At 61.6% G+C, this 24,193-nt stretch carries 24 protein-coding genes; 15 read left to right on the top strand and 9 right to left on the bottom strand.

The window, feature by feature from the left end; genetic code table 11:
* Positions 1 to 87 precede the first annotated feature (87 nt).
* Positions 88 to 1,029, bottom strand: coding sequence for a LysR family transcriptional regulator (locus CW354_RS22410; protein ID WP_104832322.1), 942 nt, complete (start codon positions 1,027 to 1,029; stop codon positions 88 to 90).
* Between the two features lie 185 nt (positions 1,030 to 1,214).
* On the opposite strand from CW354_RS22410, the gene CW354_RS22405 reads away from it, so the two are divergent.
* From CW354_RS22405 to CW354_RS22350, 12 genes are all read left to right on the top strand, one after another.
* Positions 1,215 to 3,029, top strand: coding sequence for a PEP-utilizing enzyme (locus CW354_RS22405; protein ID WP_104832321.1), 1,815 nt, complete (start codon positions 1,215 to 1,217; stop codon positions 3,027 to 3,029).
* Between the two features lie 10 nt (positions 3,030 to 3,039).
* Positions 3,040 to 4,086 carry a PEP/pyruvate-binding domain-containing protein gene (locus CW354_RS22400; protein WP_104832320.1) on the top strand — a complete coding sequence of 349 codons (1,047 nt, stop codon included), beginning with the start codon at positions 3,040 to 3,042 and terminating at the stop codon, positions 4,084 to 4,086.
* A 9-nt stretch (positions 4,087 to 4,095) separates the two neighbouring features.
* Positions 4,096 to 4,554 carry an acetyl-CoA carboxylase biotin carboxyl carrier protein gene (locus tag CW354_RS22395; RefSeq protein WP_104832319.1) on the top strand — a complete coding sequence of 153 codons (459 nt, stop codon included), beginning with the start codon at positions 4,096 to 4,098 and terminating at the stop codon, positions 4,552 to 4,554.
* A 143-nt stretch (positions 4,555 to 4,697) separates the two neighbouring features.
* Positions 4,698 to 6,059, top strand: coding sequence for an acetyl-CoA carboxylase biotin carboxylase subunit (locus tag CW354_RS22390; RefSeq protein ID WP_104832318.1), 1,362 nt, complete (start codon positions 4,698 to 4,700; stop codon positions 6,057 to 6,059).
* Positions 6,052 to 7,533 carry a biotin carboxyl carrier protein gene (locus CW354_RS22385; RefSeq protein WP_104832317.1) on the top strand — a complete coding sequence of 494 codons (1,482 nt, stop codon included), beginning with the start codon at positions 6,052 to 6,054 and terminating at the stop codon, positions 7,531 to 7,533. The genes CW354_RS22390 and CW354_RS22385 overlap by 8 nt, the downstream gene beginning before the upstream one ends.
* On the top strand, positions 7,523 to 8,368 hold the full coding sequence (locus CW354_RS22380; protein WP_207764958.1) for an HAD-IIA family hydrolase: 846 nt from the start codon (positions 7,523 to 7,525) through the stop codon (positions 8,366 to 8,368). Before CW354_RS22385 ends, CW354_RS22380 begins: the two co-directional genes overlap by 11 nt.
* A 210-nt stretch (positions 8,369 to 8,578) precedes the next feature.
* Positions 8,579 to 9,448 carry an amidohydrolase family protein gene (locus CW354_RS22375; RefSeq protein WP_207764957.1) on the top strand — a complete coding sequence of 290 codons (870 nt, stop codon included), beginning with the start codon at positions 8,579 to 8,581 and terminating at the stop codon, positions 9,446 to 9,448.
* Positions 9,445 to 10,236 carry an SDR family NAD(P)-dependent oxidoreductase gene (locus CW354_RS22370; RefSeq protein ID WP_104832316.1) on the top strand — a complete coding sequence of 264 codons (792 nt, stop codon included), beginning with the start codon at positions 9,445 to 9,447 and terminating at the stop codon, positions 10,234 to 10,236. The genes CW354_RS22375 and CW354_RS22370 overlap by 4 nt, the downstream gene beginning before the upstream one ends.
* 622 nt (positions 10,237 to 10,858) lie before the next feature.
* Positions 10,859 to 12,436 (top strand): glutamine-hydrolyzing GMP synthase, encoded by a 1,578-nt coding sequence (guaA, locus tag CW354_RS22365; RefSeq protein WP_207764956.1) that lies wholly within the window; start codon positions 10,859 to 10,861, stop codon positions 12,434 to 12,436.
* A 5-nt stretch (positions 12,437 to 12,441) separates the two neighbouring features.
* Positions 12,442 to 13,044, top strand: a complete 603-nt coding sequence (locus CW354_RS22360) for an O-methyltransferase (RefSeq protein ID WP_104832315.1) — start codon at positions 12,442 to 12,444, stop codon at positions 13,042 to 13,044.
* A gap of 80 nt (positions 13,045 to 13,124) precedes the next feature.
* Positions 13,125 to 13,727 (top strand): YceI family protein, encoded by a 603-nt coding sequence (locus CW354_RS22355; RefSeq protein ID WP_104832314.1) that lies wholly within the window; start codon positions 13,125 to 13,127, stop codon positions 13,725 to 13,727.
* Between the two features lie 37 nt (positions 13,728 to 13,764).
* Positions 13,765 to 14,331: a 2'-5' RNA ligase family protein gene (locus tag CW354_RS22350; RefSeq protein ID WP_104832313.1), complete on the top strand. Its 567-nt coding sequence runs from the start codon at positions 13,765 to 13,767 to the stop codon at positions 14,329 to 14,331.
* Positions 14,332 to 14,369: 38 nt separating this feature from the next.
* On the opposite strand, the gene CW354_RS22345 is transcribed toward CW354_RS22350, so the two are convergent.
* The 6 genes from CW354_RS22345 to alr all read right to left on the bottom strand — a co-directional run bounded on the left by CW354_RS22345 (position 14,370) and on the right by alr (position 19,330).
* Complete coding sequence (locus CW354_RS22345; RefSeq protein ID WP_104832312.1) at positions 14,370 to 14,939, bottom strand: nuclear transport factor 2 family protein; 570 nt, start codon at positions 14,937 to 14,939, stop codon at positions 14,370 to 14,372.
* A 150-nt stretch (positions 14,940 to 15,089) separates the two neighbouring features.
* Positions 15,090 to 15,701, bottom strand: coding sequence for a hypothetical protein (locus CW354_RS22340; RefSeq protein WP_104832311.1), 612 nt, complete (start codon positions 15,699 to 15,701; stop codon positions 15,090 to 15,092).
* 81 nt (positions 15,702 to 15,782) lie between these two features.
* Positions 15,783 to 16,616 carry an FkbM family methyltransferase gene (locus tag CW354_RS22335; protein WP_104832310.1) on the bottom strand — a complete coding sequence of 278 codons (834 nt, stop codon included), beginning with the start codon at positions 16,614 to 16,616 and terminating at the stop codon, positions 15,783 to 15,785.
* 9 nt (positions 16,617 to 16,625) lie between these two features.
* Positions 16,626 to 17,405, bottom strand: a complete 780-nt coding sequence (locus CW354_RS22330; protein WP_104832309.1) for an ABC transporter ATP-binding protein — start codon at positions 17,403 to 17,405, stop codon at positions 16,626 to 16,628.
* A 6-nt stretch (positions 17,406 to 17,411) separates the two neighbouring features.
* On the bottom strand, positions 17,412 to 18,185 hold the full coding sequence (locus tag CW354_RS22325) for an MlaE family ABC transporter permease (RefSeq protein ID WP_104832308.1): 774 nt from the start codon (positions 18,183 to 18,185) through the stop codon (positions 17,412 to 17,414).
* 26 nt (positions 18,186 to 18,211) lie between these two features.
* A complete protein-coding gene (gene alr / locus CW354_RS22320) occupies positions 18,212 to 19,330 on the bottom strand; it encodes an alanine racemase (RefSeq protein ID WP_104832417.1) in 1,119 nt (372 codons plus the stop codon).
* Positions 19,331 to 19,609: 279 nt separating this feature from the next.
* On the opposite strand from alr, the gene CW354_RS22315 reads away from it, so the two are divergent.
* The 3 genes from CW354_RS22315 (at position 19,610) to CW354_RS22305 (ending at position 21,965) form a co-directional block, all read left to right on the top strand.
* The gene (locus tag CW354_RS22315; RefSeq protein ID WP_104832307.1) at positions 19,610 to 19,906 is read left to right on the top strand and encodes a hypothetical protein; all 297 of its coding nucleotides are present in this window, start codon (positions 19,610 to 19,612) and stop codon (positions 19,904 to 19,906) included.
* Between the two features lie 24 nt (positions 19,907 to 19,930).
* Positions 19,931 to 21,397: a cytochrome c peroxidase gene (locus CW354_RS22310; protein WP_104832306.1), complete on the top strand. Its 1,467-nt coding sequence runs from the start codon at positions 19,931 to 19,933 to the stop codon at positions 21,395 to 21,397.
* A 142-nt stretch (positions 21,398 to 21,539) separates the two neighbouring features.
* Positions 21,540 to 21,965 carry a RidA family protein gene (locus CW354_RS22305; protein ID WP_104832305.1) on the top strand — a complete coding sequence of 142 codons (426 nt, stop codon included), beginning with the start codon at positions 21,540 to 21,542 and terminating at the stop codon, positions 21,963 to 21,965.
* Here CW354_RS22305 and CW354_RS22300 read toward each other — a convergent pair.
* Together CW354_RS22300 and rplI are read right to left on the bottom strand one after the other, a co-directional pair.
* On the bottom strand, positions 21,962 to 23,452 hold the full coding sequence (locus CW354_RS22300) for a replicative DNA helicase (RefSeq protein ID WP_104832304.1): 1,491 nt from the start codon (positions 23,450 to 23,452) through the stop codon (positions 21,962 to 21,964). The genes CW354_RS22305 and CW354_RS22300 overlap by 4 nt on opposite strands.
* A 102-nt stretch (positions 23,453 to 23,554) precedes the next feature.
* The gene (gene rplI, locus CW354_RS22295) at positions 23,555 to 24,193 is read right to left on the bottom strand and encodes a 50S ribosomal protein L9 (RefSeq protein ID WP_104832303.1); all 639 of its coding nucleotides are present in this window, start codon (positions 24,191 to 24,193) and stop codon (positions 23,555 to 23,557) included.

Here is a 24,193-nt window from a genome sequence, read left to right as displayed (position 1 = left end):
TCATGGCGCGGTGAAATCGATCAAAGCGCTGTGATTTCGCCCAGAGCCGGTTCCTAATTCCCTGCGGCTCAATTCGGCGGAAGAGGCTCAGGCGGTTTTGCGTGCGGTTTTCTTGTGGGTTCGTTTGCCCGCGTTTTGGCCGAGCCCTTTCGCCTCCTCGCGCAGCCAGTCGATGAGGAGGTCGCGGGAGGCGGAGGGCCGGCTTTCGTCCCAGCATAAAAACACCGGCGCCACGGCGTCTTTCAGATCGAGCGGGACCGTGACGACGTCGGGCCAGTCCGGCGCGCCCTCCATGTCGAGCGCGATAGTGACGCCGAAGCCGGCGCGCACGAAACCCAGCACCGTGTACCATTCGTCCGCCTCCTGCACGATATTCGGCGTAAAACCGGCGCGAATGCAAAGCGCGTTGATCTGGTGATGCAGGCCAGGCGCGATGGCGTGATCGAACAGGACGAAAGGCTCGTTCGCCAGGTGCGCCAGCGAAAGTTTTTTGCGCGCCGCCAGCGGGTGATCCTTTGAGAGAAAGGCGACAAAACGCTGATGCCCAATGATTTCGCTGCGGATCGGGCGGCTGGAATCGATTTCCCGCGTAATCGAAATATCGATCTGTCCCGACCGCAGCGCTTCGGATTGCTCGGTAGAGTGCATGTCGCGCAGGGTGATGCCGATTTCCGGATAGCGGTTGCGGAATTTCCTGATCGAGCCCGGAATATCGGAAAGAATGATGCTCGAACTGATCGCGGTGACGACGGCGCCGACCTCGCCGCGTTCGACGCGCCTGGCCTGTTCCGCCGCCGCCTCGAAATCGTTGAAGGCGCGCCTTGCGGCGTCCATGACGATCTTGCCCGCCGGCGTCACGGCGACGCGCGGGCGGCGCACAAAGAGATCGACGCCCACGGAGCGCTCGATCTGGGCAAGCCGCGTCGAGAGTTGCGGCTGGCGCATGCCGAGCGCGTCGGCGGCGCGGCCGAAATGCAGTTCATTCGCCAGAACGGTGAGAAGTTGGAAATCCCGGGTGCTGAGGCTCATATGAAAAACCGAATGACGTGATCCGAATATTCCGCTTTTCGAGAAGATAAGGAAGGGTTAAAGTGCTGTCCATTGCGCGCCTCCCCGCCATTTTCCGGCGGCGCGAGCGCCGGACAAGGCGATATCAGCCAAGGCGATAAAAAAAGCCCGCAAAAGAGGCGTCGCCCGGAGGAAACGAGGATATTATGCTAGACAAGCCCGCCGGCTTTCCTAAACCGAGCTCCCTGAAGGTCGCCGAAGGCACCGAAGGCGCCCAGGCCGCTTATCCCTATTACATGCAGTTTTCACCGGAAGACGACGAGCGCTTCTGGTTTTACAACTCCATGCACTTCCCCGAGCCCATGCACACCTTCGACATGGTGACGGCGGAGGCGGCTTATTGCGCGCTCGGCTCGTCCAATACGCGCGTCCATTGCCTGCCGACGACGCTCGGCATCGATTACCGCGTCATCAACGGCCGGGTTTATATCGGCGGCAACGCGGTGACCGACCCCGATGAAATCGAACGGCGCACCAAGGAATTCGAACAGCGCGCGTTTTACTATTACGAACACTGGGAGCGTCTTTACGACCAGTGGAAAGACAAGATGAAAAAGCTCATTGCCGACGCGCAAGAGCTTCCCAAGCCAACGCTTCCCGAATTCGAGCCCCTTGAAAACGTTCACGCCGGCAAGGGCGTCGCCTCCAACCACGAGCTTTTGAAAACCTATCAAAAGACGCTCGAGGGCTATTTCCGCATGTGGCACCACCATTTCGAGTTTCTCCTGCTCGGATACGGCGCCTATATGGTGTTCTTCGATTTCTGCAAGAAAGCCTTTCCGGAAATCACCGACCAGACCATCGCGCGCATGGTGGCGGGCTTCGAGGCCGAAATCTTCAAGCCCGACGAGGAAGTTAAACGCCTTGCGCGAAAAGCCGTGGAGCTTGGGGTCGAAGGCAAATTCGCCGACGGCGTTTCCGCCGACGACCTGATCGCCTCGCTCGAGCAGATGGGCGCGCCGGGCAAGGAGTGGCTCGATCAGCTCGAAAAGTCCCGTAACCCGTGGTTCAACGTCAATGTGGGCGACGGCTTCTATCACTATCACCGTTCCTGGAACGACGATCTCTCGCTGCCGTTCTCGGCGCTTCCCGGTTACATCGCGAAGATCAAGGCGGGCGAGAATATCGAACGCCCCATGGATCAGCTGAAAGAAGAGCGCCAGGAGTTGATCGACGGCTATCGCGATCTTCTTGGGACGGATGAAGAGCGCGCGGCCTACGATCAGATGATCGAGCTCGCCTGCCGCGTCTTCCCTTATGTGGAAGGCCATAAATTCTATTGCGAGCACTGGTACACCAATCTCTTCTTCAACAAGATCCGCGAATATGGCGCGCTTTTCGTCGAAAACGGGTTGATGGACGACGCCGAAGACGTTTTTCATCTTTCGCGCTATGAGGTGGAGCAGGCGATCATCGACGTGATGACGAGCTGGTCCAACGGTTCGCCGACGCGCGGCGGCGCGCGTTTCAAGGCGATGATCGCAGAACGCAAAGCGGCCATCGAGAAGTGGGCGGAGCTCGATACGCCGCCGGCGCTCGGTCCCGTGCCCGACATTATCGACGATCCGGCGATCGTCATGCTCTGGGGCATCACGCGCGAAAATCTCGACATCTGGATGAAGGGCCCCGCCGACGCCGACTCGAACGAGATCCGCGGCTTCGCGGCGTCGTCAGGCGTTGTCGAGGGCACGGCCCGGGTCATCAAGTCGGTCAAGGAAATCGACCGGCTGAAGGAAGGCGACATCCTCGTCTGTCAGGTGACGAACCCGACCTGGGCGCCGGTCTTCCAGAAAATCGCCGCCGCTGTTTCCGACATCGGCGGCTCCATGAGCCACGCGGCCATCGTCGCGCGCGAATATGGGCTTCCCGCCGTGGTCGGCACGGGACAGGCCACGTCCCGCATCGAAGACGGCCAGCGCGTGCGCGTCGACGGCGCGCGCGGCGTCGTGACGCTGCTGTAGGGTTTAAGTCATGACCAATGAAAACATCTCCTGGTTCTCCGATATCGGACTCGAAGACCGTCCGACCGTCGGCGGCAAGGGCGGCAGCCTCGGCGAGTTGACCAAGGCGGGCATTGCCGTGCCGCCGGGCTTCGTCGTCCGGACGGAAGGCTTCGAACGTTTCATTCAAAAGCTCGACAAGGAAGAACCCCTGCGCGCGCCGGTGGAAGCGCTCGATCCGGACGATTACGACACTGTCGGCAAGGTGACGGCGGCGATCCGCGAGCGCATCGAGAAAGAACCGCTTCCCGCCGAAGTCGAGACCGAGATCAAGGCCGCCTACGCCGAACTCTGCGAAGGCGACGCGAAAGCGCCGGTGGCGGTGCGCTCTTCGGCGACCACGGAAGACGCCGAAGACGCGTCTTTCGCGGGGCTTCAGGACACTTATCTCTGGGTGCTCGGCGCGGAGGAAACCTTGCAGATGGTGCGCCGCTGCTGGGCGAGCCTCTATTCAGTCGAGTCGGTCTGCTATCGCCGCCGCCAGGACTTTCCCGAAAGCGGCGTCGCCATGGGCGTCGTTGTTCAGCGCATGGTCGATGCACGGACGGCGGGCGTCATGTTTACGCGCAGCCCTTTGACCGGCGACCGCTCGGTGATCACCATCGAAGGCGCCTGGGGGCTCGGCTCCGCTGTCGTCTCCGGCGAAGTGACGCCGGATCGCTGGGTTGTCGGCAAGCTGACCGGCGAGATCACGACGCGCGAGATTTCCAAAAAACATATCCGCCAGTCGCCGAAAGCCGACGGCGGCATCGAGGATGTGGCGCTTCCCGAAGAAGAACAGACGGCGGCGTCCTTAAGCGATGACGAGCTGCAAAAGCTGCGCGACATCGCGCGCAAGACCGAAAAACATTACGGGCGCCCGCAGGACATCGAATGGGCCGTCGACAGGGACGGGAGCATTTTCCTGCTCCAGAGCCGGCCGGAAACGGTCTGGTCCGCGAAAGATGACGCCCCCGTTGCAAAGCCCGAAACCGATCCGAAAAAGCACGTCATGAGCATTTTCGGCGGCCGGCGTTGAGTTTGAAAAATGGTTGATGATCTTCCCCTAACCCCCGAAGATGTCGAGGAAATCACCTCGATTCTTTCGAAGTCGTCTTATGACGTCCTCGACATTGAAACCGCGCGCTTCCGGCTTCGCGTCAAACGCGCAGGAGAAGGCTTCACCCAGGAATGGACGCCGATCGGCGGCGAGACCAAGGAAGTCGCCTCGGCGGTGGAGCCGGAAGTCGCGGCGGAGCAAGACGGGCTCCTCGTCATCAAGCCGCCTTTGCCGGGCACCTTCTACCGCGCGCCGCAGCCGGGGGCGCCGCCCTTTGTCGAGGTGGGCGACAAGGTGACCGCCGACACGGTGGTGGCGATCATCGAAACCATGAAGCTGATGAATCCGGTTCATGCGGGCGTCGAAGGCGAGATCGTGGAAATCATTCCCGAAAACGCCGAGCCTATCGAAGCGACGACAGTGCTCATGAAAGTGAAGCCGGCGTGAAGCTGCGAGGATTAAATTCAGACCGCTTCGTCCTTCGAGACGAAAATGTCCTTCATCCTGAGGAGCAAGCCGAAGGCTTGCGTCTCGAAGGACGAAGGACATTTTCTCCTCAGGATGAAGCGGCGGGAGTGCGCTGAAAAGCTATGCGCAACAACATCAACACGCTGTTCATCGCCAATCGCGGCGAAATTGCGCTCAGGATTATTCGCACGGCGAAGAAGCTCGGCCTTAAAACCGCGCTTGGCGTCTCCGATGCGGATGCGGGCTCGCGCGCGGCCGCTGAAGCCGATCATGTGGCGCGGCTCGGGCCCGCGCCGTCCTCGCAATCCTATCTCAATATCGAGAAAGTCGTCGCCGCCGCCAAAGAGGCGGGCGCCGATGCGGTGCATCCGGGTTACGGCTTCCTGTCGGAGAACATCAAGTTTGCGCGCGCCGTGGCCGAGGCCGGCATGGTGTTTGTCGGCCCCGATCCGGAAGCCCTGGAAGCCATGGGCGACAAGCTGAAGGCGCGGGCCGTCGCGATTGAAGCGGGGCTTCCCGTGGTGCCAGGCGGCGAGGCGGAGACGGTTGAAGAAGCCGCCAGTATCGCCGGAGAAACCGGTTATCCGCTCTTGATCAAGGCGGTTTCCGGCGGCGGCGGGCGCGGCATGAAGCGCGTCGATGATGAAAAGGACCTTAAAAGCCAGATCGGCTACGCCATGTCGGAAGCCGAAGCCGCCTTCGGCGACCCCCGCATCTATGTGGAACGGTTCATTGCCAGCGGGCGCCATGTGGAGGTGCAGGTGATCGGCGACGGAACGCGCGCCATCCATTTGGGCACCCGCGACTGTTCGATCCAGCGGCGCTTCCAGAAGCTGGTGGAAGAAGCGCCGGCGCCGAACATCCCCGACGCCAAACATCGCGCCATCGAAGACGCGGCGGTGAAGCTCGCGGAGCATCTTCATTACAAGGGCGCCGGGACGGTGGAATTCTTGGTCGACGCCGAAACCTTCGATTTCTTCTTCCTTGAAATGAATGCGCGCATTCAGGTGGAGCATCCGGTGACGGAGGAAGTCACCGGAGTCGACATCGTCGAACAGCAATTGCTGATCGCCGACGGCGCGCCGCTGGGTTACGAGCAGCGCGACATCGAAATCCAGGGCGCGGCCATCGAAGTCCGCATCAACGCCGAAGACCCGAACGCCGATTTCCGGCCGTCGCCGGGGCTTGTCGCAAAGGCCGAATGGCCGGCGGGGGCGGGCGTGCGCGTCGATTCACATATCCGTTCCGGCGACAACATTCCGCCGACCTACGACTCGCTGATCGGCAAGCTCATCGTTTATGGCGCGACCCGCGAGGAGGCGGTGGCGCGCGCCGCGGCGGCGCTCGCAACGCTCAATGTGGAAGGGGTGAAAACCACCGCGCCCCTGCATGCGCGGATCATGGACGACGCGCGGTTCAAAAAAGGGGGCGTCGACACGCGCTTTTTCGAAGGCCTTTCTGCAAAAGGAGGGGCAAATGGCTGAGATCAAACTTGTCGATGTCTCGATCCGCGACGGCAATCAGTCGCTCTGGGGCGCCACGGGGCTTAACACCGCGCAGATCCTCGGGATCGCCGGGGCCATGGACCGCGTCGGCTTTCACGCCTGCGACTTCACCTCCTCGACGACCATGGCGGTGGCGATCCGCTATTTCCAGAACAATCCCTGGGAGCGGATCAAGCGCATGCGCGCGGCGATGCCGCGAACGCCGCTGCAGTTCATCACGACGGGGCTTCGTTTCGTGGCGTGGCAGCAGGCGGACCCGGAATTCATGCGGCTCGCCTATCGCCGCTTGCAGATGGCGGGCATCCGCCGCTTCATCGTCCTCGACCCCATGCACGATCCGGACGCGGTGATCGAAGCCGCGCGCATCATCAAGGAGGAGGGCGACGCCGATGTGATGGGCGCGCTCACTTTCACGCTGTCGGATATTCACACCGATGAATTTTACGCCGACTTCGCGGGTAAGCTCGCGAAGAGCAATCACGTCGATCTTTTCTATCTGAAAGACCCGAGCGGGCTGATGTCGCCGGATCGGGTGAAGACGCTGGCCCCGGCGGTGAAAGCCGCCATCGGGGCGAAACCGCTCGAAGTGCACGCGCACTGCACCATTGGCTACGGGCCCCTAACCTCGCTCACGGCCGCCGATCTTGGCATCATCGATGCGGTGCATGTGGGCGTCGGCCCGCTCGGCGACGGCTCCTCGCTGCCGGAGGCGACGCGCATGGTCGCCAATCTGCGTGAAGCGGGTCACACGGTGAACATCAACGACGCCGCGCTCGCGGAAGTCAAAGACTACTGGACCAAGCTCGCCAAGGCCGAAGGCCTGCCGCCGGGCAAGCCGCAAAGCTTCGATGCGAGCTTCCTCAGGCACCAGATCGCCGGCGGCGTCATGACCACGACACGCCGTCAGCTTCAGGAGCTCAATCTCGAGCACAAATTCGACGAGGTCGTCGAAGAGACCGAGCGCGTGCGCGCCGAGCTCGGCTATCCCATCATGGTGACGCCGTTCCCGCAGATGGTGATGAGCCAGGCGCTCTTTAACGTCATCGGAACGAAGCGCTATGGGCAGGTTTCCGACCAGGTGATCCGCTATGTCATGGGCAAGTTCGGACGGCCCACAAGCCCTATCGATGAAGAGATCAGGCAAATCATTCTTGACCGGCCGCGCGTGAAAGAACTCGAAAAAGAGCCCATGTTCCCGGCTTACAAAGACTTGCGCAAGCAGTTCGGCGAGGATATGGACGACGAGGAGTTCCTGTTCCGCGCGGTGATGCCTGAGGAGCAGGTGGACGCCATGCTGGCGGCCGGCAGAAGCCGCGACAGCTACACGCCCGAAGCGGCGCCGATCATGAAATTACTGAAAGACCTCGCGGCGCGCCCCGACGCGCCCGACATCGCCGTGGAGCGCAAAGGCTTCCGCATGGCGCTCTACAAGGGAGCAGGCATTGCCTCATAAGTTAAACGAAGCCGAAGGCTTCATCTTTGACATGGACGGGACGCTCGTCCTCGGCGACAAGGCGAGCGCGGGCCAGAAGGCGTTGCCCGGCGCCGTTGAGACGCTGGCGCTTTTGCGCGAACGCGGCGTTCCCTATCAGCTCTTCACCAACGGCACGGCCAGGACGCCCGACTGGTATGCGAACGCCATGCGCGAGGCCGGGCTCGACGTGCGCGATGAGGAGTTCATGACGCCCTCGACCGCCGCGGCGCATTACCTGAAAGAGCAAGGCGCCAAGCGGATTCTGGTTCTGGGCAAAGAACCGGTATGGAAGCCGCTTGCCGATCTCGGGCTCGAGGTCGTGGAATCCCCCGGCGACGGCGGGCCTTACGATGCAATCTATGTGGGCTGGTTCCGCGAGTTCACCTTTCCCGATCTCGAAGCGGCGACCCACGCCATCTGGGCGGGCGCGCCCCTGACCACCGCCTCGGACGTGCCGTTCTTCGCCGCGGCGGGCGCCGATAAGCGCGGCATCGGGACGAGCTTTGCGATCAACGCCATGCTGAAGGCGCTGACCGGCGCGGAGCCCCATGTCCTCGGCAAGCCGTCCACAGACGCGCTCGCCGTCGCGAAATCGCGCATGGGGCTCGCCCCCGACGCGAAAATCGTCGTCGTCGGCGACGACCCCCAGCTCGAGCCGAAAATGGCCAATATGGGCGGCGCCTATTCGGTGGCGGTGACCACCGGGATTTACGGCGCGGACGACTTTAAAGGCCGCGAGGATCCGCAGGAAGAGCCGGAATTACTGCTGTCCGGCGTCGACAAGCTCTACGAGCTCCTTCGCGAAGGGGCGTGAAACCTTTCGCGTCTTGGGGTGTCCCCGCATCGCGAATTTGGCGTAAAATACGGCAAGCGCTTTTGGGGCGCTTCGTCCTTCGAGACGAAAATTTCCTTCATCCTGAGGAGCAAGCCGAAGGCTTGCGTCTCGAAGGGCGAAGGAAATTTTCTCCTCAGGATGAAGCGATGTTAGTTTTGCGCCAAACAGGTTTATCGGTAAGGCAGGAACATGATCGACGTAGACAAAATTAAGGCCATCGACATTCACACCCATGCGGAGGTGTCGTGCAACGACCCCGAAGATCCGATCATGGGCAAGTTCCTCGATGCGGCGAGCGTTTATTTCAAGGCCGACCGCAAGCGCCCCACGATCCCCGAGACCATCGAGTATTACCGCAAGCAGAATATCGCCTTCGTGATGTTCACGGTCGACATGGAGTCCGGCACCGGCATCAAGCGCATCCGCAACGAAGAAGTCGCGCAGTTCGCCAAGGACAATGACGACATCATGATGGCCTTCGCGTCCATCGACCCGCACAAATCGAAATTCGGCGCCATCGAGGCGCGGCGCATGATCGAGGAATACGGCGTCAAGGGCTTCAAGTTCCACCCGCCGATCCAGAACTTCCATCCTTACGACCGCATGGCCTGGCCGATCTATGAAGTGATCGCCGAATACGGCCTGCCCGCCATCTTCCATACGGGCCATTCGGGCATGGGCACCGGCATGAAGGGCGGCGGCGGCATTCGCCTCAAATACGGCCAGCCCATGATGGTGGACGACGTGGCGGTGGACTTCCCCGACATGAAGATCATTCTCGCCCACCCGTCATGGCCGTGGACGGACGAGTCGCTCTCCATGGCGCTCCACAAGGAGAATGTTTACATCGACCTTTCCGGCTGGTCGCCGAAATATTTCCCGAAACAGGTGATCGCCGACGCCAATTCGCGGCTGAAACACAAGATGCTGTTCGGCTCCGACTTCCCGCTGATCAAGCCGGACAAATGGATGGCCGCGGCTGAGAGCGCCGGTTTCCGCGAGGAAGTGATGCCGCTGATCATGAAGGAGAATGCGGCGAAGCTTCTGGGCCTTAAATGATCAAAAGCGTTTCGCTCGAAGGAAAACGCATCATCGTCACCGGCGCCTCCACCGGCATCGGCGCCGCGGCGGCGGAGATCATGGGCTCCCTCGGGGCGAAAGTCCTCGTCGCCGCGCGCTCCGAAGACAAGCTAAAAGCCGTCGCCGACAAAGTGACCAAAGCCGGCGGGGAGGGCCGGTATCTCGCCGCCGACATGGGCAGCGAAGCCGACATCGCCGCGCTTGCCGAAAAGGCGAAAGCGCTCTGGGGCGGCGTCGACGGCGTTTTCGCGAATGCTGGCGTGTCCGGTCCCGCCGCGCCCATGACGGAATACTCTCTCGACGCGTATGACGACGTCATGAACGTTAATCTGAAGTCGATGTTCATCCTGATTAAGGCGGTCCTGCCCGGCATGATCGAGCAGGGCTCGGGCTCCATCGTCTGCACCGGCTCCCTGACCTCGAAACTCGGCGCGCCCATGACGCCGGCTTACGTCATGTCGAAACACGCCGTCTTAGGCCTCGTGCGCGCGACGGCGGCGGAAGTCGCCAAACACAATATCCGCGTCAACTGCCTCATCCCCGGCCTTATCAACACGCCGCTCCTCGAACCGCTGGCCGAGCACGTCGCCGACGGCGACATGAAGGCGACGCTGAATATTCTCAAAGCAATGGTCCCGCAGGGGCGCGTCGGCGAACCGGAAGAGGCGGGCTGGCTCGCCGCCTTCCTGCTCTCCGATGCGGCGGGCTATATCAATGCGCAGTCGATCTCCGCCGACGGCGGCATGCTCGGCATCATGCGCAGCTGAATAAGCATTTCGTTGAACCCGGTAAGATTGGCGTCTGCACGGTATTGCAGCATGGCTCCCTCTTCCCCCGCTTGCGGGGGAAGTCCCGGCGAAGCCGGGGGGGGGGGCGGCGACGGCGTTTAAGCCCCTTCCGTATCAGCTTTCGGCCTCGACACCTCCCTCATAATTATGGGGGAGGAGCGGCGGCGGGCGCCATCATAAAGCCAAACCGGCGCCCGGGGATAAAATTTCATATATGAAATTTTATCCCCGCCTCGCGCCGGCGGGCCTATGATGCGGCATGACCGGTGTGGCGTCCTATCAGCCTGCGATTCTCCACGCTTCATGCGTGGGGTCCATGTCGTTTTTTCATGGCTGGACGCCGCGATTAAATCGTGGCGAGTCGCAAACGGAGAGGCCGGAGAAGTGACGAAGCACGCCTCGCCCCCCGTGAAACATTTTTACGCAAATGGCGCCAAATTGGCCCGAAACCCAGGGAATACGCCGATGAAACGAGCCGCGCGATTGAAAGACGACAAATTGTTCCACGGGGGCCGCCGCGCCGGGCCGGGCGTCGCAGAGGCCTGCTGCATGTGCGAAATCGGGGCGTGACGCGCGGCCCCGAGTCGGCTAAAGGCTGAACATGCAGCTCGATTCTCACCACGCCCAAGTGCACGACCGCGTCCTGATTGTCGATTTCGGCAGCCAGGTGACGCAGCTCATCGCCCGCCGCCTTCGCGAGAACGGGGTTTATTGCGAAATCCACCCCTTCAACCGCGTCGACAAGGGCTTCCTTGACGACTTCGCGCCGCGCGCGATCATCCTGTCCGGCGGGCCGGCCAGCGTCAAAATCGACACCAGCCCCAAGGCGGACCCGGCGATTTACGAGCAGGCGGTTCCGGTTCTCGGCATCTGTTACGGCGAACAGATGATCTGCGCCCAGCTCGGCGGCGATGTGGAAAGCTCCGACCATCGCGAATTCGGCCGCGCCATGGTCGACGTCGTCAAGGCGAGCCGCCTCTTCGAAGGGGTGTGGGAGCCGGGGACGCGCCACCAGGTTTGGATGAGCCATGGCGACCGCGTGAACGCGATCCCCGACGGGTTCGAGATCATCGCCAAATCCGACGGCGCGCCCTTCGCCGCCATCGCCGACGAACGCCGGAACATCTACGCCGTGCAGTTTCACCCGGAAGTGATGCACACGCCCGACGGGGCGAAGCTTCTGAAGAACTTCACCCACAAGATCGCCGGGCTTTCCGGCGACTGGACCATGGCCGCCTTCCGCGACGAGGCCATCGCCAAGATCCGCGAGCAGGTGGGCGACGCGCGCGTCATCTGCGGGCTGTCGGGCGGCGTCGATTCCTCCGTCGCGGCGGTGCTTATTCATGAAGCCATCGGCGAGCAATTGACCTGCGTCTTCGTCGACACCGGGCTGATGCGCGCGGGCGAGGGCGAGGAGGTCGTGCGCCTCTTCCGCGACAGCTACAACATCCCGCTGATCCATGTGGAGGCGGAGGATCTGTTCCTCGGCAAGCTCGCCGGCGTCGACGACCCGGAGAAAAAGCGCAAAATCATCGGCTCGCTCTTCATCGACGTCTTCGACAAGGAAGCCTCTCAGATCGAGAACGCGTCCTTCCTGGCGCAGGGAACGCTCTACCCGGACGTCATCGAAAGCGTTTCCTTCGACGGCGGGCCCTCGGTGACGATCAAGTCGCACCACAATGTCGGCGGGCTTCCCGAACGCATGAATTTAAAACTGGTCGAGCCCCTGCGCGAGCTTTTCAAGGACGAGGTGCGCGCGCTCGGCCGCGAGCTCGGCCTGCCCGAACATTTCGTCGGGCGCCATCCCTTCCCGGGGCCGGGGCTTGCGATCCGCATTCCGGGCGAAGTGACGAAAGAGAAAGCCGACATCTTGCGCAAGGCGGATACGATCTATCTCGACGAGATCCGCAAGGCCGGGCTTTACGACGCCATTTGGCAGGCTTTTTCCGTCTTGCTGCCAGTGCGCACAGTCGGAGTCATGGGCGACGAGCGCACATACGATCATGTGCTGGCGCTGCGCGCCGTCACCTCCACCGACGGCATGACCGCGGATTATTATCCGTTCCCTCATGATTTCCTCGGGCAATGCGCCACGCGCATCATCAACGAGGTCCGCGGCGTCAACCGCGTCGTCTACGACGTGACCTCGAAACCGCCCGGCACGATTGAGTGGGAGTAAAACCTATGGACCATAAGGTCACTGCCGTTCTCGACGCCTATCACACGCGCATGCAGCGCGAGCGTAAGGAGCGCGAAGGCAAGAGCAGTTCCGATTTTCTGGACAAGCACATGCTGTCGGTGGGGCCGGACACCGGGCCCTTCATCAACCTGATTGCGCGCAGCATGGACGCGCCGCATATTCTCGAGATCGGCACGTCTTTCGGTTATTCCGGCATATGGCTGGCGGAAGCCGCGCGCGCCGCCGGCGGGCGCGTGACGACCCTGGAGCTCGACGCAGCGAAATCCGCGCACGCCAAGAAGATGGCCGAAAAGGCGGGGCTTGCGAATTATATCGAGTTTCAGGTGGGCGATGCGGTGGAGCTTATCGGCGCGCTTTCAACGGGCGTCGATTTCGTGCTGCTCGATCTCTGGAAAGACATGTATGTGCCTTGCCTCGAGGCGTTCTTTCCGAAGCTCAATCCCGGCGCCATCATCGTCGCGGACAACATGATCTATCCCGGCGGCGAGAGCGTCGAGCGCTACGGGAAAGCCGTGCGCGCAAAGCCGGGCGTAAACAGCGTTCTCTTGCCCGTGGGCACCGGCCTCGAAATCAGTCGGCTTGCCTGACATCCATTGACGTTTTTGTGCCTCGCAAGCGTTTGTGTTAATAGACGCTCATCGCCTGTAACTCGCCGGGAGGCCGTTTGATGAAACTTTTAACGCGCTCGATTATCGCATCGGCCTGTCTTGGCCTTGCGGCCTGTTCGCAGCCGGCGGAGACGCCTTTAAACGGCGCCTGGACCGTAGACGGGGCTGAGTCTCATTTTTCATTCGTCACGGTCAAAGCCGGCGCCATCGCCGAAGCGCATAGTTTCGGCTCGGTCACGGGGTCGGTTTCCGCGGACGGCGCCGCGCAAATCGACATCGACCTCGATACGGTCGAGACGAATATAGACATCCGCAATGAACGCATGCGCGAATTTCTGTTCGAGACGGACTCGTTCCCAACGGCGACTGTCACGGCGCAACTTGACCCGTCGGTTTTCGCCCAGCTTGGCGTCGGCGAAAGCGTCACGCAGCCTGTAACCGCCACCTTGAACCTTCACGGCGTTGAAAACGACGTTGACGCTGAACTGTCGGTCACCCGCATCGGCCCTGACAAAGTGCTCGTCGCAACGACCGAACCGATCATCATCAACGCCGATAGTTTCGATCTGGGCGACGGGGTTGAAAAACTGCGCGAACTGGCCGGGCTGCCCGGCATCACGCCGCAGGTTCCCGTCGCCTTCTCCCTTGTGTTCACCCGCTGAGACGCATGGGCGAAACACCGCCCGAAACACAATCGCGATGAGCGCCGAAGGCTTCAATCTGTTCTTCGCGATTTTTCCGGATGAGGAAACAGCAGCGCAAATCAAGGACGTTGCGGTCCGGTTGCGAATGCGTCATGGCCTGAAAGGCGAAACCTTCGCGCAGCATCGTTTTCATGTTTCGCTTCACGGGCTGGGTTCTCCCTATGAGCGCCGGCCTGCGGAGATTATCAACGCCGCGCAGCGGGCTGCAGAACGCGTGACGGCGGCGCCGTTCGATGTTGTCTTCGATCGCGCGGACAGTTTCGACCGAAACAAGCCGGACCGCTTTCCACTCGTTTTGCTCGGGCATGACGAACTTGCAACGCTGATTGCCTTTCACAAGCAACTCGGCCTGGCGCTCAGGAAATCCGGGCTTGGCCGTTTTGCCGCGCCCCGTTTCGAACCGCATGTGACCTTGCTTTATGGCGACAAGCGCCTCGAAGGAGAGCACCCAATCGCGCCGCCTGTCAGCTGGACTGTAAAGTCGTTCGCGCTTGTCTGGAGTCATGCCGGCAAGACGCGCTACGAAACGCTCGGCGCATGGCCGTTGCTCGGCGAGACGTAGGGCGTTGACCGGACGGGCGCCCGGCCAACGCTTAGGGCTTAATGGTCCGGCCGGTCTTTCATATAGGTGTCGTCATACTGGTCGGCCATGGCGCTGTCGCTGACGATGTTGCGCTTGCTGAAATACCAGACGCCGTCGATCTTCTCGAGCGTGTCATATTCGCGGCCCTGCTCGAAAACCCGCGGCGGGGCTTTGAGATTGTCGTTCTTGACGCCGGTCCAGATCACCCGGGCTGTGGCCGTGTCTTCGTCTTCGAACTGAACGCTCAAATTGGTCATCAGCATATGGCTTTTGCCGAAGCGCATCTCGCTCGCTTGCGATCCGAGCTCCGCATAGATGTCGTCGATGGCCTTGCTGCCTTTGTATCTTTTGCCGTTGACGATGAAGAGCGCGTCCTCGGTGAAATACTCGCTGAGCTTGGAGTGCGCGCCGGAGCCGAGTTCGGCGTAATAGTCGATGATCATCTGCTCGATCTGCATGCGGTCGAGCATGTGCTCTTCGCTGAGGCTGGGCGGGCGCGCAAAAGCGGGACTGGTGGCCGCCGTCATGGAAACCGCCGACGCCCCCGCCAGCAGCGCGACGAACGCCCCTTTAAATCTTTTTGTCATGTCCTGGTCCTCCCTGTGGACTGTTCCGGTGCGGATTTTTTGATCGGTCAATCCTATCGGCAAGCGCCGGACAGTCGAGTTGCAAACCGTAATGACGCTTATTGCATCCCGTGAACGCCAAAGGGTCAGACAGGAATCAGAAAAGAATAATCAGCCTTTGTAGACCCAGTAATTGGGTCCAAAGCGGTCCTCGAGGGCGGCGAGACAATCTTTATGAATTTCGCGCACGCGCGCCGGCGTAATCGCCTGGGCGGGATCGACTTCTTCGATCTTGAGGCTGGTCACGTCCTCGTAAAGATGCTCGCCGGCGAGCCGCGCCTTGTCGTCATAAGGCCAGATGAACGCCTGGCGGCTTGAGACGTGATAAATCTTGTCCGGCTCTTTCGCGTCATAGCCCATGGCCTGAAGGCCGGCGCCCGGCGCCATGAGGTGAAAGGTGAGCTCGTCGAAGATGCCGTCATTGCTGACCGCCAGCTTGTCGTCGGAGTTCCACAAGACGATTTCGCCGACGGAGTTGTAGAAGTCGAGCACGCCTTGTTTGCCGTCGATGACGGCCGGATTGCTGCCCCAGGTCACGCGATAGACCGGATGATCGGCCATCATGTCGTCGGCGACGATCTTGTCGTATTGCGCGGAGCCTTCCAGATGCACATGCCGCCAGAAATTCAGGAGCATCGCTTTGTGCAGCGGGTTTTCCGTGCGTTGATAGAGCGCGTCGGTCGCGTCCATGCAGCTGTAAACGGCTTTTTCGAACTTGTTCATTATTTCCACCCGGTTTTGCTTTGCCGCCAGTCAATCCGGCTTGTCTTCGCGCCGCGCCTCCGGAAATTAACTCAGAAGCGGCTATTCGGGAAAAGATGCGCCATTGTCCGGGAAGGCTTCGTTTTTGTCCAAGTCCTGCCTGTTCACGCCATAGGTCATCAGCCTTTTGCCGACGGTTTCATCGAAGACTTTGAATTCGTTGGCTTCGAGGATGGCGCGGCAGGCCTCATGGGTTCGCTCGCCTTTGCGCTCGGCGCCGGTGTCGAGCGCAATGACGCGGATATGCGCGAACATCGCGCCAACGCCTTCTAAGACTTCCGGTTCCGCGCCTTCCGCGTCGCATTTTAAAAGGTCGATATGCGTGATGGCGTTGTCGGCGCAAAAGCGTTCGAGCGTCACAGCCCGCCTTAGGCTTTCCGGCCCCTGGCCCTCATCGAACACCGAACTGTCGGCGCGTTCGGGCGCGGAGAAAAAACTGATCTCGCCGTTTTCTTTCCAGATCAGCGCGTCATGGGCGCAAGCGTCCGGCAAGCCTTCAATATTGGCCTTGAGACAGACAAGGGCGCGGGGATCGGGCTCGATGCAATGAATCGTCGCGCCGTAGCGCGCGGCCACATGCGCGAATTCGCCGGCGTTCGCGCCGATGTCGACAATGACGTCGCCGGGCTTCAGGGAAACATGCTGGCCGACGCCATATTCCCGCTCGAGCTGGTCGAGCCGCGCGCGCCAGCCTTTTTTGTAAAGCTTCCAGCGCAAGGGCGAGGGGACATAGACCCTCATGCCCGACACGCCGATAACGGCGCCGAGGGGATGGTCCCTGATTTTCACCGGGACATGGCCGCGAAAACCAAAGGCCGCATAAAGCGACTGGCGAACCAGTTTCAGCCGCTGCTTTGGGGGCAGGTCAAGGCCCATTCTCGCCGCCTAACTCTTGCGCACCGCCATCTTGATCGGGCCTTCGGCGCGGCCGTGAACGAACTGGTCGACCATGGGGTTGCCGGAATTTTCGATCTCGTCGGGCGAGCCGCGCCAGATGATGCGCCCCTGATAGAGCATGGCGATCTCATCGGCGATCTTGCGCGCCGAGGCCATGTCGTGGGTGATCGACACGGCCGTGGCGCCGAGCGCTTTCACCCGGTCGACGATGAGATTGTTGATGACGTCCGCCATGATCGGATCGAGGCCGGTGGTCGGTTCGTCGAAAAACAGGATATGCGGGTCCGACGCGATGGCGCGGGCGAGGCTGACGCGCTTTTGCATGCCGCCCGAGAGCGCGGCCGGCTGCAAGTCGCCCACTTCCGGCGCGAGCCCCACCTGGGCGAGACATTCGATGGCTTTTTCGCGTGCTTCCTTGCGCGGTTTTCGTTCGGCGTTGAGAAGGCGGAAGGCGACATTCTCCCAAACTTTCAGGCTGTCGAACAGGGCCGAGCCCTGAAACAGCATGCCGGTCAGCTGCGTCATGTAACGCCGGTCGCTGTCGCTGTGCCGTGAGATGTTGCGCCCGTCGACTTCAATGCTGCCGCGGTCAGGCTTCATAAGGCCGATGATGCATTTCAAGAGCACCGATTTGCCGGTGCCGGAGCCGCCGATCACAACCAGCGAGCGGCCCTTGTTCACGTCAAGATCGACGCCGCGCAGCACCTGATTGCTGTCGAAGCCTTTGTGCAGATCGCGCACGGTGATCGCCGGGGTCGTCTCGCTCATGACCGTTTAAAACTCCACCATGAAGGAGGTCATGACATAGTTCGAGGCGAGGATGGCGACCGCCGCCGCGACAACCGCAGTGCGGGTCGCGGCGCCAACGCCTTGTGCGCCGCCGCGGCTTCTGTAGCCGTAATAACAGCCCATCACCGCGATCAGAAAGCCGAACGCCGCCGCCTTTATAAGACCGCTGACGGTGTCGCGGTTTTCAATGAACTCCGCGATATTGCGGATGAAGACGGGCCCCGAAAAATCGAGCCCGTAAACCGCCACGAGATAGCCGCCGTATATGCCGATGATGTCGGCGATCAGCACGAGAATAGGGAGCGCAATCGTGGTCGCAGCGATGCGCGGCGCGATAAGGTATTTGAACGGATCGACGGAGAGCGTCGACATAGCGTCGATCTGTTCGGTGACGCGCATGGTGCCGATCTCCGCCGCCATGGCCGAGGCGCAGCGCCCGGCGACCATCAGCGCGGCGAGCACGGGACCGAGCTCGCGCACGATGGAGACGCTCAAAATCTGCGGCAGGAACGTCTCGGCGTTAAAGCGTAAGGAGCCGTCATAGATGTTGAGCGCCAGCGCGGCGCCGGTGAAGACGGCGGTGAGCCCGACCACCGGCAGGGACGTAAAGCCGATGCGCATCAGCGAAGAGAAAAAGGCGCGCCAGTAAAACGGCCCGAGAACGCCGGCGACGGCGCCGCGCCCGGCGAACTGCGCCATGCGGCCGGTCTCGCGCAGGCCCTCGATAGTGAGGCTGCCGGTGAGGGCGAATATGTTCATGCGCGCTGAATCCCCTTGGTGAACGACTAGAGGTAACGGCGATGGGCCCGCCCGCCAAGCCCCGTCAGGAAGTCATAGGCCGTGCGGCCGGCGGCTGCGGCGGCCTCGAAGAGCCGCAAAGAGGGGCCAAAAAATTCAGCAATATCACCGGGTTCTGCCGGTTTTTTCAGGTCCGTCACATCGAGCGTGACAAAATCCATGGAGACCTTGCCGACGATCCTCGCGCGCTCGTTATGGATTATGGCCTCGCCGCGGCCGGCCCCTGCGCGCGGATAGCCGTCGCCATAGCCGATAGCGACGGTCGCGATTCGGGTCGGGCGTTCGGCGGTGAAGGCCGCGTCATAGCCGACGGTTTCGCCGGGCGCGAGATGGCGGATCTGGAGGATGGGCGCGCGCAAGGCGGCGACGGGTTTGATGCGCGCATCGTCTTGCGCGAAGGGGCTGCCGCCGTAAAGCGCGATCCCCGGACGGATGAGATCGAAATGATATTCCTTGCCCATGAGCGCGCCGCCCGACGCGGCGAGAGAAAGCCTGGCGCCGGAAAAGTTTTGCGCGGCTTCCATGAAACGCGCGCGCTGTTCGCGGTTTTTCGGATGGTCGGGCTCGGAAGCGCAGGCGAGGTGGCTCATGACGAGCGTGATGTTGAGGCCGTTCACGGCGGCGATGTCGGCGAGCGAACTGACGGGCGCGCCGAGGCGGTTCATGCCGGTGTCCAAATGCAGCGCCGCTTCGGCGCCCGGCTTGCGCGCCGCCCATAATGCCGCCTGGTCGAGGGAGTTTAGAACCGGCGTCAGCTTGGCGGTGTCGAAAATCGGCAGGGTTTCCTCCGCCGGGCCGCCGAAACAATAGATGACGCTGTCGGCGTCGTTCAGCGCCGCGCGCAGGGCCGCGCCTTCCTCCGGATAGACGACGAAAAATTCGCGGGCGCCGGCGCGATTGCAAAGCGTGCGCGCGACGGGCCCGGCGCCGAGGCCATAGGCCTCGCATTTCACCGCCGGGGCGAGCGGGACGCCCGGCGCCGCTCCGGCGAGCATGGCGTAATTGTCGCAGAGCGCGCCGAGGTCGATGTCGATCCATGGACCCTTTGCGACGGGGCCTTGAGAAATGGCGCCCTGCTGCGGCGTCGATGTCTGTCCGGCGTTCATGAAACTCAGCCTTAAGCGGGTTTTACGGGCGGGGAAAGGGTGAAAAGGCGGCGCTTTTCCGGCGAACCATCTTCCGGCCATGCCTGCTCTGCCCTTGCGTGGAACAATTTGCGTCAATCTCCTTTCTCTTTTTTTCTCCGCGGCGTCTTTCGTGGCTTTCAGGCGAGTTTGGCGCCATTTGCGTAAAAATGTTTCACGGGGGCGGCGCGCGTTTTTTCTCCGGCTTCTCGGTCAGCGGCCCGCTGCAATACAATCGTGGCGTCCGGCCATGACAAAGACATGGAACCGGACCACACGCTTGAAGCGTGGGGACGCGCCAAGGATGCGCCTCTCACCGCCATCATAAGCCTGCAGGCAGGGACGGGGACGAAATTTCATATATTAAATTTTATCCCCCGGTTTCAGTCTGGCTTTATCATGCCGCCCGCCGCCGGCGCTCCCATTCTCAAACGCGGACTTGCTGCTGACGCGTTTGTAATCTTCATGGCGCTCCGCGCGCGCATGTTGAACGACGAAAAGAACAGTAAATTAATCAGTTTTCGGCACGATCCCGACCGTGGCGCGCCTTTCTTTTAGGGCGTGTTTGTACGGGTTTGGGTTGTGACGCATTTAAATAAGATTGTTCCGCTTTTCGGATTTGTTTTTCTCGTCGCCTGCACCGCCGCCGGCGGAGACGAGGCCGACGCCGGCCCGAACAGTCCGCCCGCCGTCGCGTCCGCCAACGCGAACCAGTCCGCCTTTGTCGGATACGAGTTCGAATATGACGCGACGCAAGGCGGCGCGACGTTTTCCGATGCTGACGGCGACGCGCTGAGCTATTCCTTTTCCTTTGCGCCTGACAGCCGCGGCCTTGCCGCGGCGGGCGGCGTCATTTCCGGCGTCCCCGACGGGCCGGGCTCCCTGACCGTCACCATGACGGCGACCGACGGCGCAGGGGCCTCGGCGAGCGATGAATTCGTCATCGACATTACGATCGACCAGGACGCCGTCCTTCTGGCTTTCGAGGGCGCGGTCAATCTTTCCGAACTTGAGAACTACGCCGAGCCGGACATTCCCGATTACATCACGAAATTCCAGGACGGCAACAGGGTGACGGACGCCGCGGCCACGCTCGGGCGCGTGCTTTTTTACGACAAGAGCCTTTCTAATAATGACGAGATTTCCTGCGGCTTCTGTCACAAGCAGTCGCTCGCCTTCGGCGACAATGTCGATTACACCTTTGGACAGGCTGGCGAGCAGCAGCGTCACACGCCGCGGCTGGTGAACGCGCAGTATGCGGAGGAAACGAATTTCTTCTGGAACGAGCGCGTCGACTCCCTGGAGGCGCAGGTTACGGAGCCCATCCATCACCCGAACGAACTTGGTTTCAGCGGCCGTCTCGGGCAGCCCGATTTCGCCGATCTGGTCGAAAAACTCGAAGCCATAGACTATTACGAAGAGCTTTTCCGCTTCGTCTTTCTTGATCCGGAGATCACCGAAGAGCGGCTTCAGATCGCGCTCGGCCAGTTCGTGCGCTCCATCGTTTCCTATGACTCGCGCTGGGACGAAGGGCGCGCCCAGGTCGCGTCCGTGGACGATCCGTTCCCGAATTTCACGCCGGACGAAAACAGCGGCAAGACCCTGTTCACGCGCACGCCGGCCGAGGGCGGCGCGGGCTGCGCCGCCTGTCACCGGCCGCCGGAATTCGACATCGATCCGAACGCCGGCCATAACGGCGTCGTCACCGTTCTCGATGACGAATTCTCCTTCGATTACGAAAACACCCGCGCGCCGTCCTTAAGGGATCTCGCCCATGGCGACGGCGCCCTGAACGGGCCTTTCATGCATGACGGCGCGTTCGACACCTTGCGCGCCGTGATCGACCATTACGACAATCTCGAAGTGACGGACCACGCCGACCCGGCGGAGTTCATGGCGTCGCTCGACGAACGCCTGCAGACCGGCGGCAGCCCGCAGACGCTCAATCTGACCGAGACGGAGAAAAACCAGCTCGAGGCCTATCTCCTGACCCTTGGCGGATCGGCGCTTTACACCGATCCGAAATGGTCGTCGCCGTTTCCTGAATAGGCGATGTTTTCGCGGCCGCGCGCGTTGCGGCGCGATAGACAAAAGATGCGGACAATTATCCCGCCCTCTATTTCCATGATAGCGTAAGCGGCGCCCGCTTTTTCATTTTGCCGGGCCAACAAGAGCTTGAGGGAGTGATTTCATGTCCGCTGATAAAGCCCGGCCCGCCGCTGCGGCATTTTCCAATCCGCCGGGACTGATCGATCCGACGCGGTTTCATTTCTCGCAAATGGCGGTGGTCGAGCCCGGCGCGCGCATGATTTTCCTGGCCGGGCAGGGCGGGTTCGAGGCGGAAGGGGCTTTATCTTCCGACTTCGACGAACAGGCGCGGCAGGCGTTCCGGAACATTGATCTTGCGCTCAACAGCGCCGGCGCGGAGATCGAAGACATAGTCAGGCTGACGGTGTTTATCGTCGATTACGATGAAGCGCGCATGCGCGCCTATCACGCCGTGCAGTATGAAGCTTTCGGCGAGCACCGCCCCGCCGCGACCCTGATTCCCGTGACGAAGCTCGCCATGCCGGAGATGATGATCGAGATCGAGGCGACGGCGGCGGTGCAGGCTTAAAAGCCTCCGCCGCCCCCGCCATAGCGGTCGTCCGCGAGGTCGGAGAACTTCGTGAACTTCTCTTCGAAGTGGAGATCGACCTTGCCGATGGGGCCGTGGCGCTGCTTGCCGATGATGACTTCCGCCGTGTCGCCGACTTCCGTGAGCCGGTCGAGCCATTTCGCATGCTCCTCGGTGCCTTCGCGGGGCTCCTGACGGCTCAGATAATATTTTTCGCGATAAACGAAGAGGACGACGTCGGCGTCCTGTTCGATGGAGCCGGATTCGCGAAGGTCGGAGAGCTGCGGGCGTTTGTCGTCGCGGGCTTCAACCTGGCGCGAAAGCTGGGAGAGCGCGATGACCGGCACGTCGAGTTCTTTCGCCAGGGTTTTCAGTCCCTGCGAAATCTCGGTGATCTCCTGCACGCGTCCGTCATTGCGGCGTCCCGACCCCGTCAGGAGCTGGAGATAGTCCACGACAAGGAGGTCGAGCCCGTGCTGGCGCTTGAGGCGGCGCGCCCGGGCGGCGAGCTGCGCGATGGACAGGCCGCCGGTGTCGTCGATAAAGAGCGGCAGCTTTTCGAGTTCGCGGGCGGCGTGGTAGACCTTGTCGAACTGGTCCTGATCGACTTCGCCGCGGCGGATTTCCGACGACGAGACTTCCGCGACTTCGGATATGATGCGGGTCGCAAGCTGTTCGGCGGACATTTCCAGCGAGAAGAAGCCGACCACCGCGCCTTCGACGGTTTTTATCGTGCCGTCGGGTTGGCGCTCGGTCTTGTGCGCCTTCGCCGCGTTCATGGCGATGTTGGTGGCGAGCGAGGTTTTGCCCATGGAGGGGCGCCCGGCGAGAATGATGAGGTCCGACGGGTGAAGCCCGCCGAGCATGCGGTCGAAATCGCGCAGTCCGGAGGAGACGCCCGCCAGACCGCCGTCGCGTTTGACCGCGGCGTTAGCAAGCTCGATGGCTTCGGTGATGGCCGAGCGGAAGCTTTTAAAGCCGCCGCCGTATTTTCCGGTTTCGGCGAGATTGTAGAGCGCCTGTTCGGCGTCCTGCAATTGCTGCGCGGGCGAGTCTTCGAGCGTGGCGATTTTCGCACGCTCGGACATCTCCGAGCCGATATTGATGAGGCCGCGGCAGACGGAGAGATCGAATACGATCTTGGCGTAATCGCTGGCGCCCGCGGTCGTCGGCACGTTCGCGGCGAGCTGTTCGAGATACCGCTTGCCGCCGGCGTCCGTGTAGCCCTGCTTGTTCGCAAGATAAGTGTCGATGGTGACGGGCGAGCCGAGGCGGCCGGAATTGATGAGATCGCCCGCCGCCTCATAGATGAGCTGGTGGACGGGATCGAAAAAATGTTCCGGTTTTAAAAAGACCGAGACGCGGTAATAGATCTCGTTGTCGAACAGGATCGCGCCGAGGATCGCCTGTTCGGCGTCGAGGCTGACGGGGAGTTTTTCCTCCGTTCCCTGATTATCCGGGCGTGCATTGGTTGCGCCGTCTGCCATGACGTTCTTAGACCAAAAAAAACGCCGGCTGAGAAGTCAGCCGGCGCGTTAATTTTTCCCCTTTAAGGGAAAGCGGGTTTTGCATCTGCAAAAACGCTTTTGTTATTCGGTCTTGCCTTCGCCTTCTTCGCCGGCCGCTTCCTCTTCCGATGCGACAGCGGCGCCGGCGCCTTCGTCGAAGAATTCCGGCGTTTCGGCTGCGGCCTCTTCTTCGGCTGCGGCCTCTTCTTCGGCTGCGGCCTGTTCTTCAGGGCTGGCGAGAACGTTTTCGCCGCGGGCCTGGCGTTCGGCTTCGTCTTCGGACCGCGCGATGTTGATGTCGATCTTGGTGTCCACTTCCGGGTGAAGCATCAAGCGAATGGTGAAAACGCCAAGCGACTTCAACGGCTTGTCGAGGCGAACCTGACTGCGTTCGATCTTCACGCCGCCCTCGGACGCCGCTTCGGCGATGTCGCGCGTGGAGACGGAGCCGTAAAGCACGCCCATTTCGGAAGACTGGCGGATCAAGACGAAAGACGCGCCGTTGATCTTCTTGGCGGCCTCTTCGGCTTCCTTCTTGCGTTCGAGGTTGCGCGCTTCGAGTTCGACGCGGCGTTCCTCAAACACTTTCTTGTTGTCTTCATTGGCGCGCAGCGCCTTTTGACGGGGCAGCAGATAGTTGCGCGCATAGCCGGATTTGACTTTGACGACATCGCCCATCTGGCCGAGATTTTCGACCCGTTCGAGAAGGATGACTTCCAT

Source organism: Hyphococcus luteus (genome assembly GCF_002943565.1).
Classification (GTDB): Bacteria; Pseudomonadota; Alphaproteobacteria; order Caulobacterales; family Parvularculaceae; genus Hyphococcus; species Hyphococcus luteus.
Note: the sequence above shows the minus strand (reverse complement) of the source record. Positions and strands in the feature narration are given on the sequence as shown.

What these genes read in the sequence shown, in the direction of transcription:
- CW354_RS22410 (WP_104832322.1), bottom strand. Translation starts at nt 1,029, where the DNA reads ATGAGCCTCAGCACCCGGGATTTCCAACTTCTCACCGTTCTGGCGAAT.
- CW354_RS22405 (WP_104832321.1), top strand. Translation starts at nt 1,215, where the DNA reads ATGCTAGACAAGCCCGCCGGCTTTCCTAAACCGAGCTCCCTGAAGGTC.
- CW354_RS22400 (WP_104832320.1), top strand. Translation starts at nt 3,040, where the DNA reads ATGACCAATGAAAACATCTCCTGGTTCTCCGATATCGGACTCGAAGAC.
- CW354_RS22395 (WP_104832319.1), top strand. Translation starts at nt 4,096, where the DNA reads ATGGTTGATGATCTTCCCCTAACCCCCGAAGATGTCGAGGAAATCACC.
- CW354_RS22390 (WP_104832318.1), top strand. Translation starts at nt 4,698, where the DNA reads ATGCGCAACAACATCAACACGCTGTTCATCGCCAATCGCGGCGAAATT.
- CW354_RS22385 (WP_104832317.1), top strand. Translation starts at nt 6,052, where the DNA reads ATGGCTGAGATCAAACTTGTCGATGTCTCGATCCGCGACGGCAATCAG.
- CW354_RS22375 (WP_207764957.1), top strand. Translation starts at nt 8,579, where the DNA reads ATGATCGACGTAGACAAAATTAAGGCCATCGACATTCACACCCATGCG.
- CW354_RS22370 (WP_104832316.1), top strand. Translation starts at nt 9,445, where the DNA reads ATGATCAAAAGCGTTTCGCTCGAAGGAAAACGCATCATCGTCACCGGC.
- guaA (WP_207764956.1), top strand. Translation starts at nt 10,859, where the DNA reads ATGCAGCTCGATTCTCACCACGCCCAAGTGCACGACCGCGTCCTGATT.
- CW354_RS22360 (WP_104832315.1), top strand. Translation starts at nt 12,442, where the DNA reads ATGGACCATAAGGTCACTGCCGTTCTCGACGCCTATCACACGCGCATG.
- CW354_RS22355 (WP_104832314.1), top strand. Translation starts at nt 13,125, where the DNA reads ATGAAACTTTTAACGCGCTCGATTATCGCATCGGCCTGTCTTGGCCTT.
- CW354_RS22350 (WP_104832313.1), top strand. Translation starts at nt 13,765, where the DNA reads ATGAGCGCCGAAGGCTTCAATCTGTTCTTCGCGATTTTTCCGGATGAG.
- CW354_RS22345 (WP_104832312.1), bottom strand. Translation starts at nt 14,939, where the DNA reads ATGACAAAAAGATTTAAAGGGGCGTTCGTCGCGCTGCTGGCGGGGGCG.
- CW354_RS22340 (WP_104832311.1), bottom strand. Translation starts at nt 15,701, where the DNA reads ATGAACAAGTTCGAAAAAGCCGTTTACAGCTGCATGGACGCGACCGAC.
- CW354_RS22335 (WP_104832310.1), bottom strand. Translation starts at nt 16,616, where the DNA reads ATGGGCCTTGACCTGCCCCCAAAGCAGCGGCTGAAACTGGTTCGCCAG.
- CW354_RS22330 (WP_104832309.1), bottom strand. Translation starts at nt 17,405, where the DNA reads ATGAGCGAGACGACCCCGGCGATCACCGTGCGCGATCTGCACAAAGGC.
- CW354_RS22325 (WP_104832308.1), bottom strand. Translation starts at nt 18,185, where the DNA reads ATGAACATATTCGCCCTCACCGGCAGCCTCACTATCGAGGGCCTGCGC.
- alr (WP_104832417.1), bottom strand. Translation starts at nt 19,330, where the DNA reads ATGAACGCCGGACAGACATCGACGCCGCAGCAGGGCGCCATTTCTCAA.
- CW354_RS22315 (WP_104832307.1), top strand. Translation starts at nt 19,610, where the DNA reads ATGGAACCGGACCACACGCTTGAAGCGTGGGGACGCGCCAAGGATGCG.
- CW354_RS22305 (WP_104832305.1), top strand. Translation starts at nt 21,540, where the DNA reads ATGTCCGCTGATAAAGCCCGGCCCGCCGCTGCGGCATTTTCCAATCCG.
- CW354_RS22300 (WP_104832304.1), bottom strand. Translation starts at nt 23,452, where the DNA reads ATGGCAGACGGCGCAACCAATGCACGCCCGGATAATCAGGGAACGGAG.
- rplI (WP_104832303.1), bottom strand. Translation starts at nt 24,193, where the DNA reads ATGGAAGTCATCCTTCTCGAACGGGTCGAAAATCTCGGCCAGATGGGC.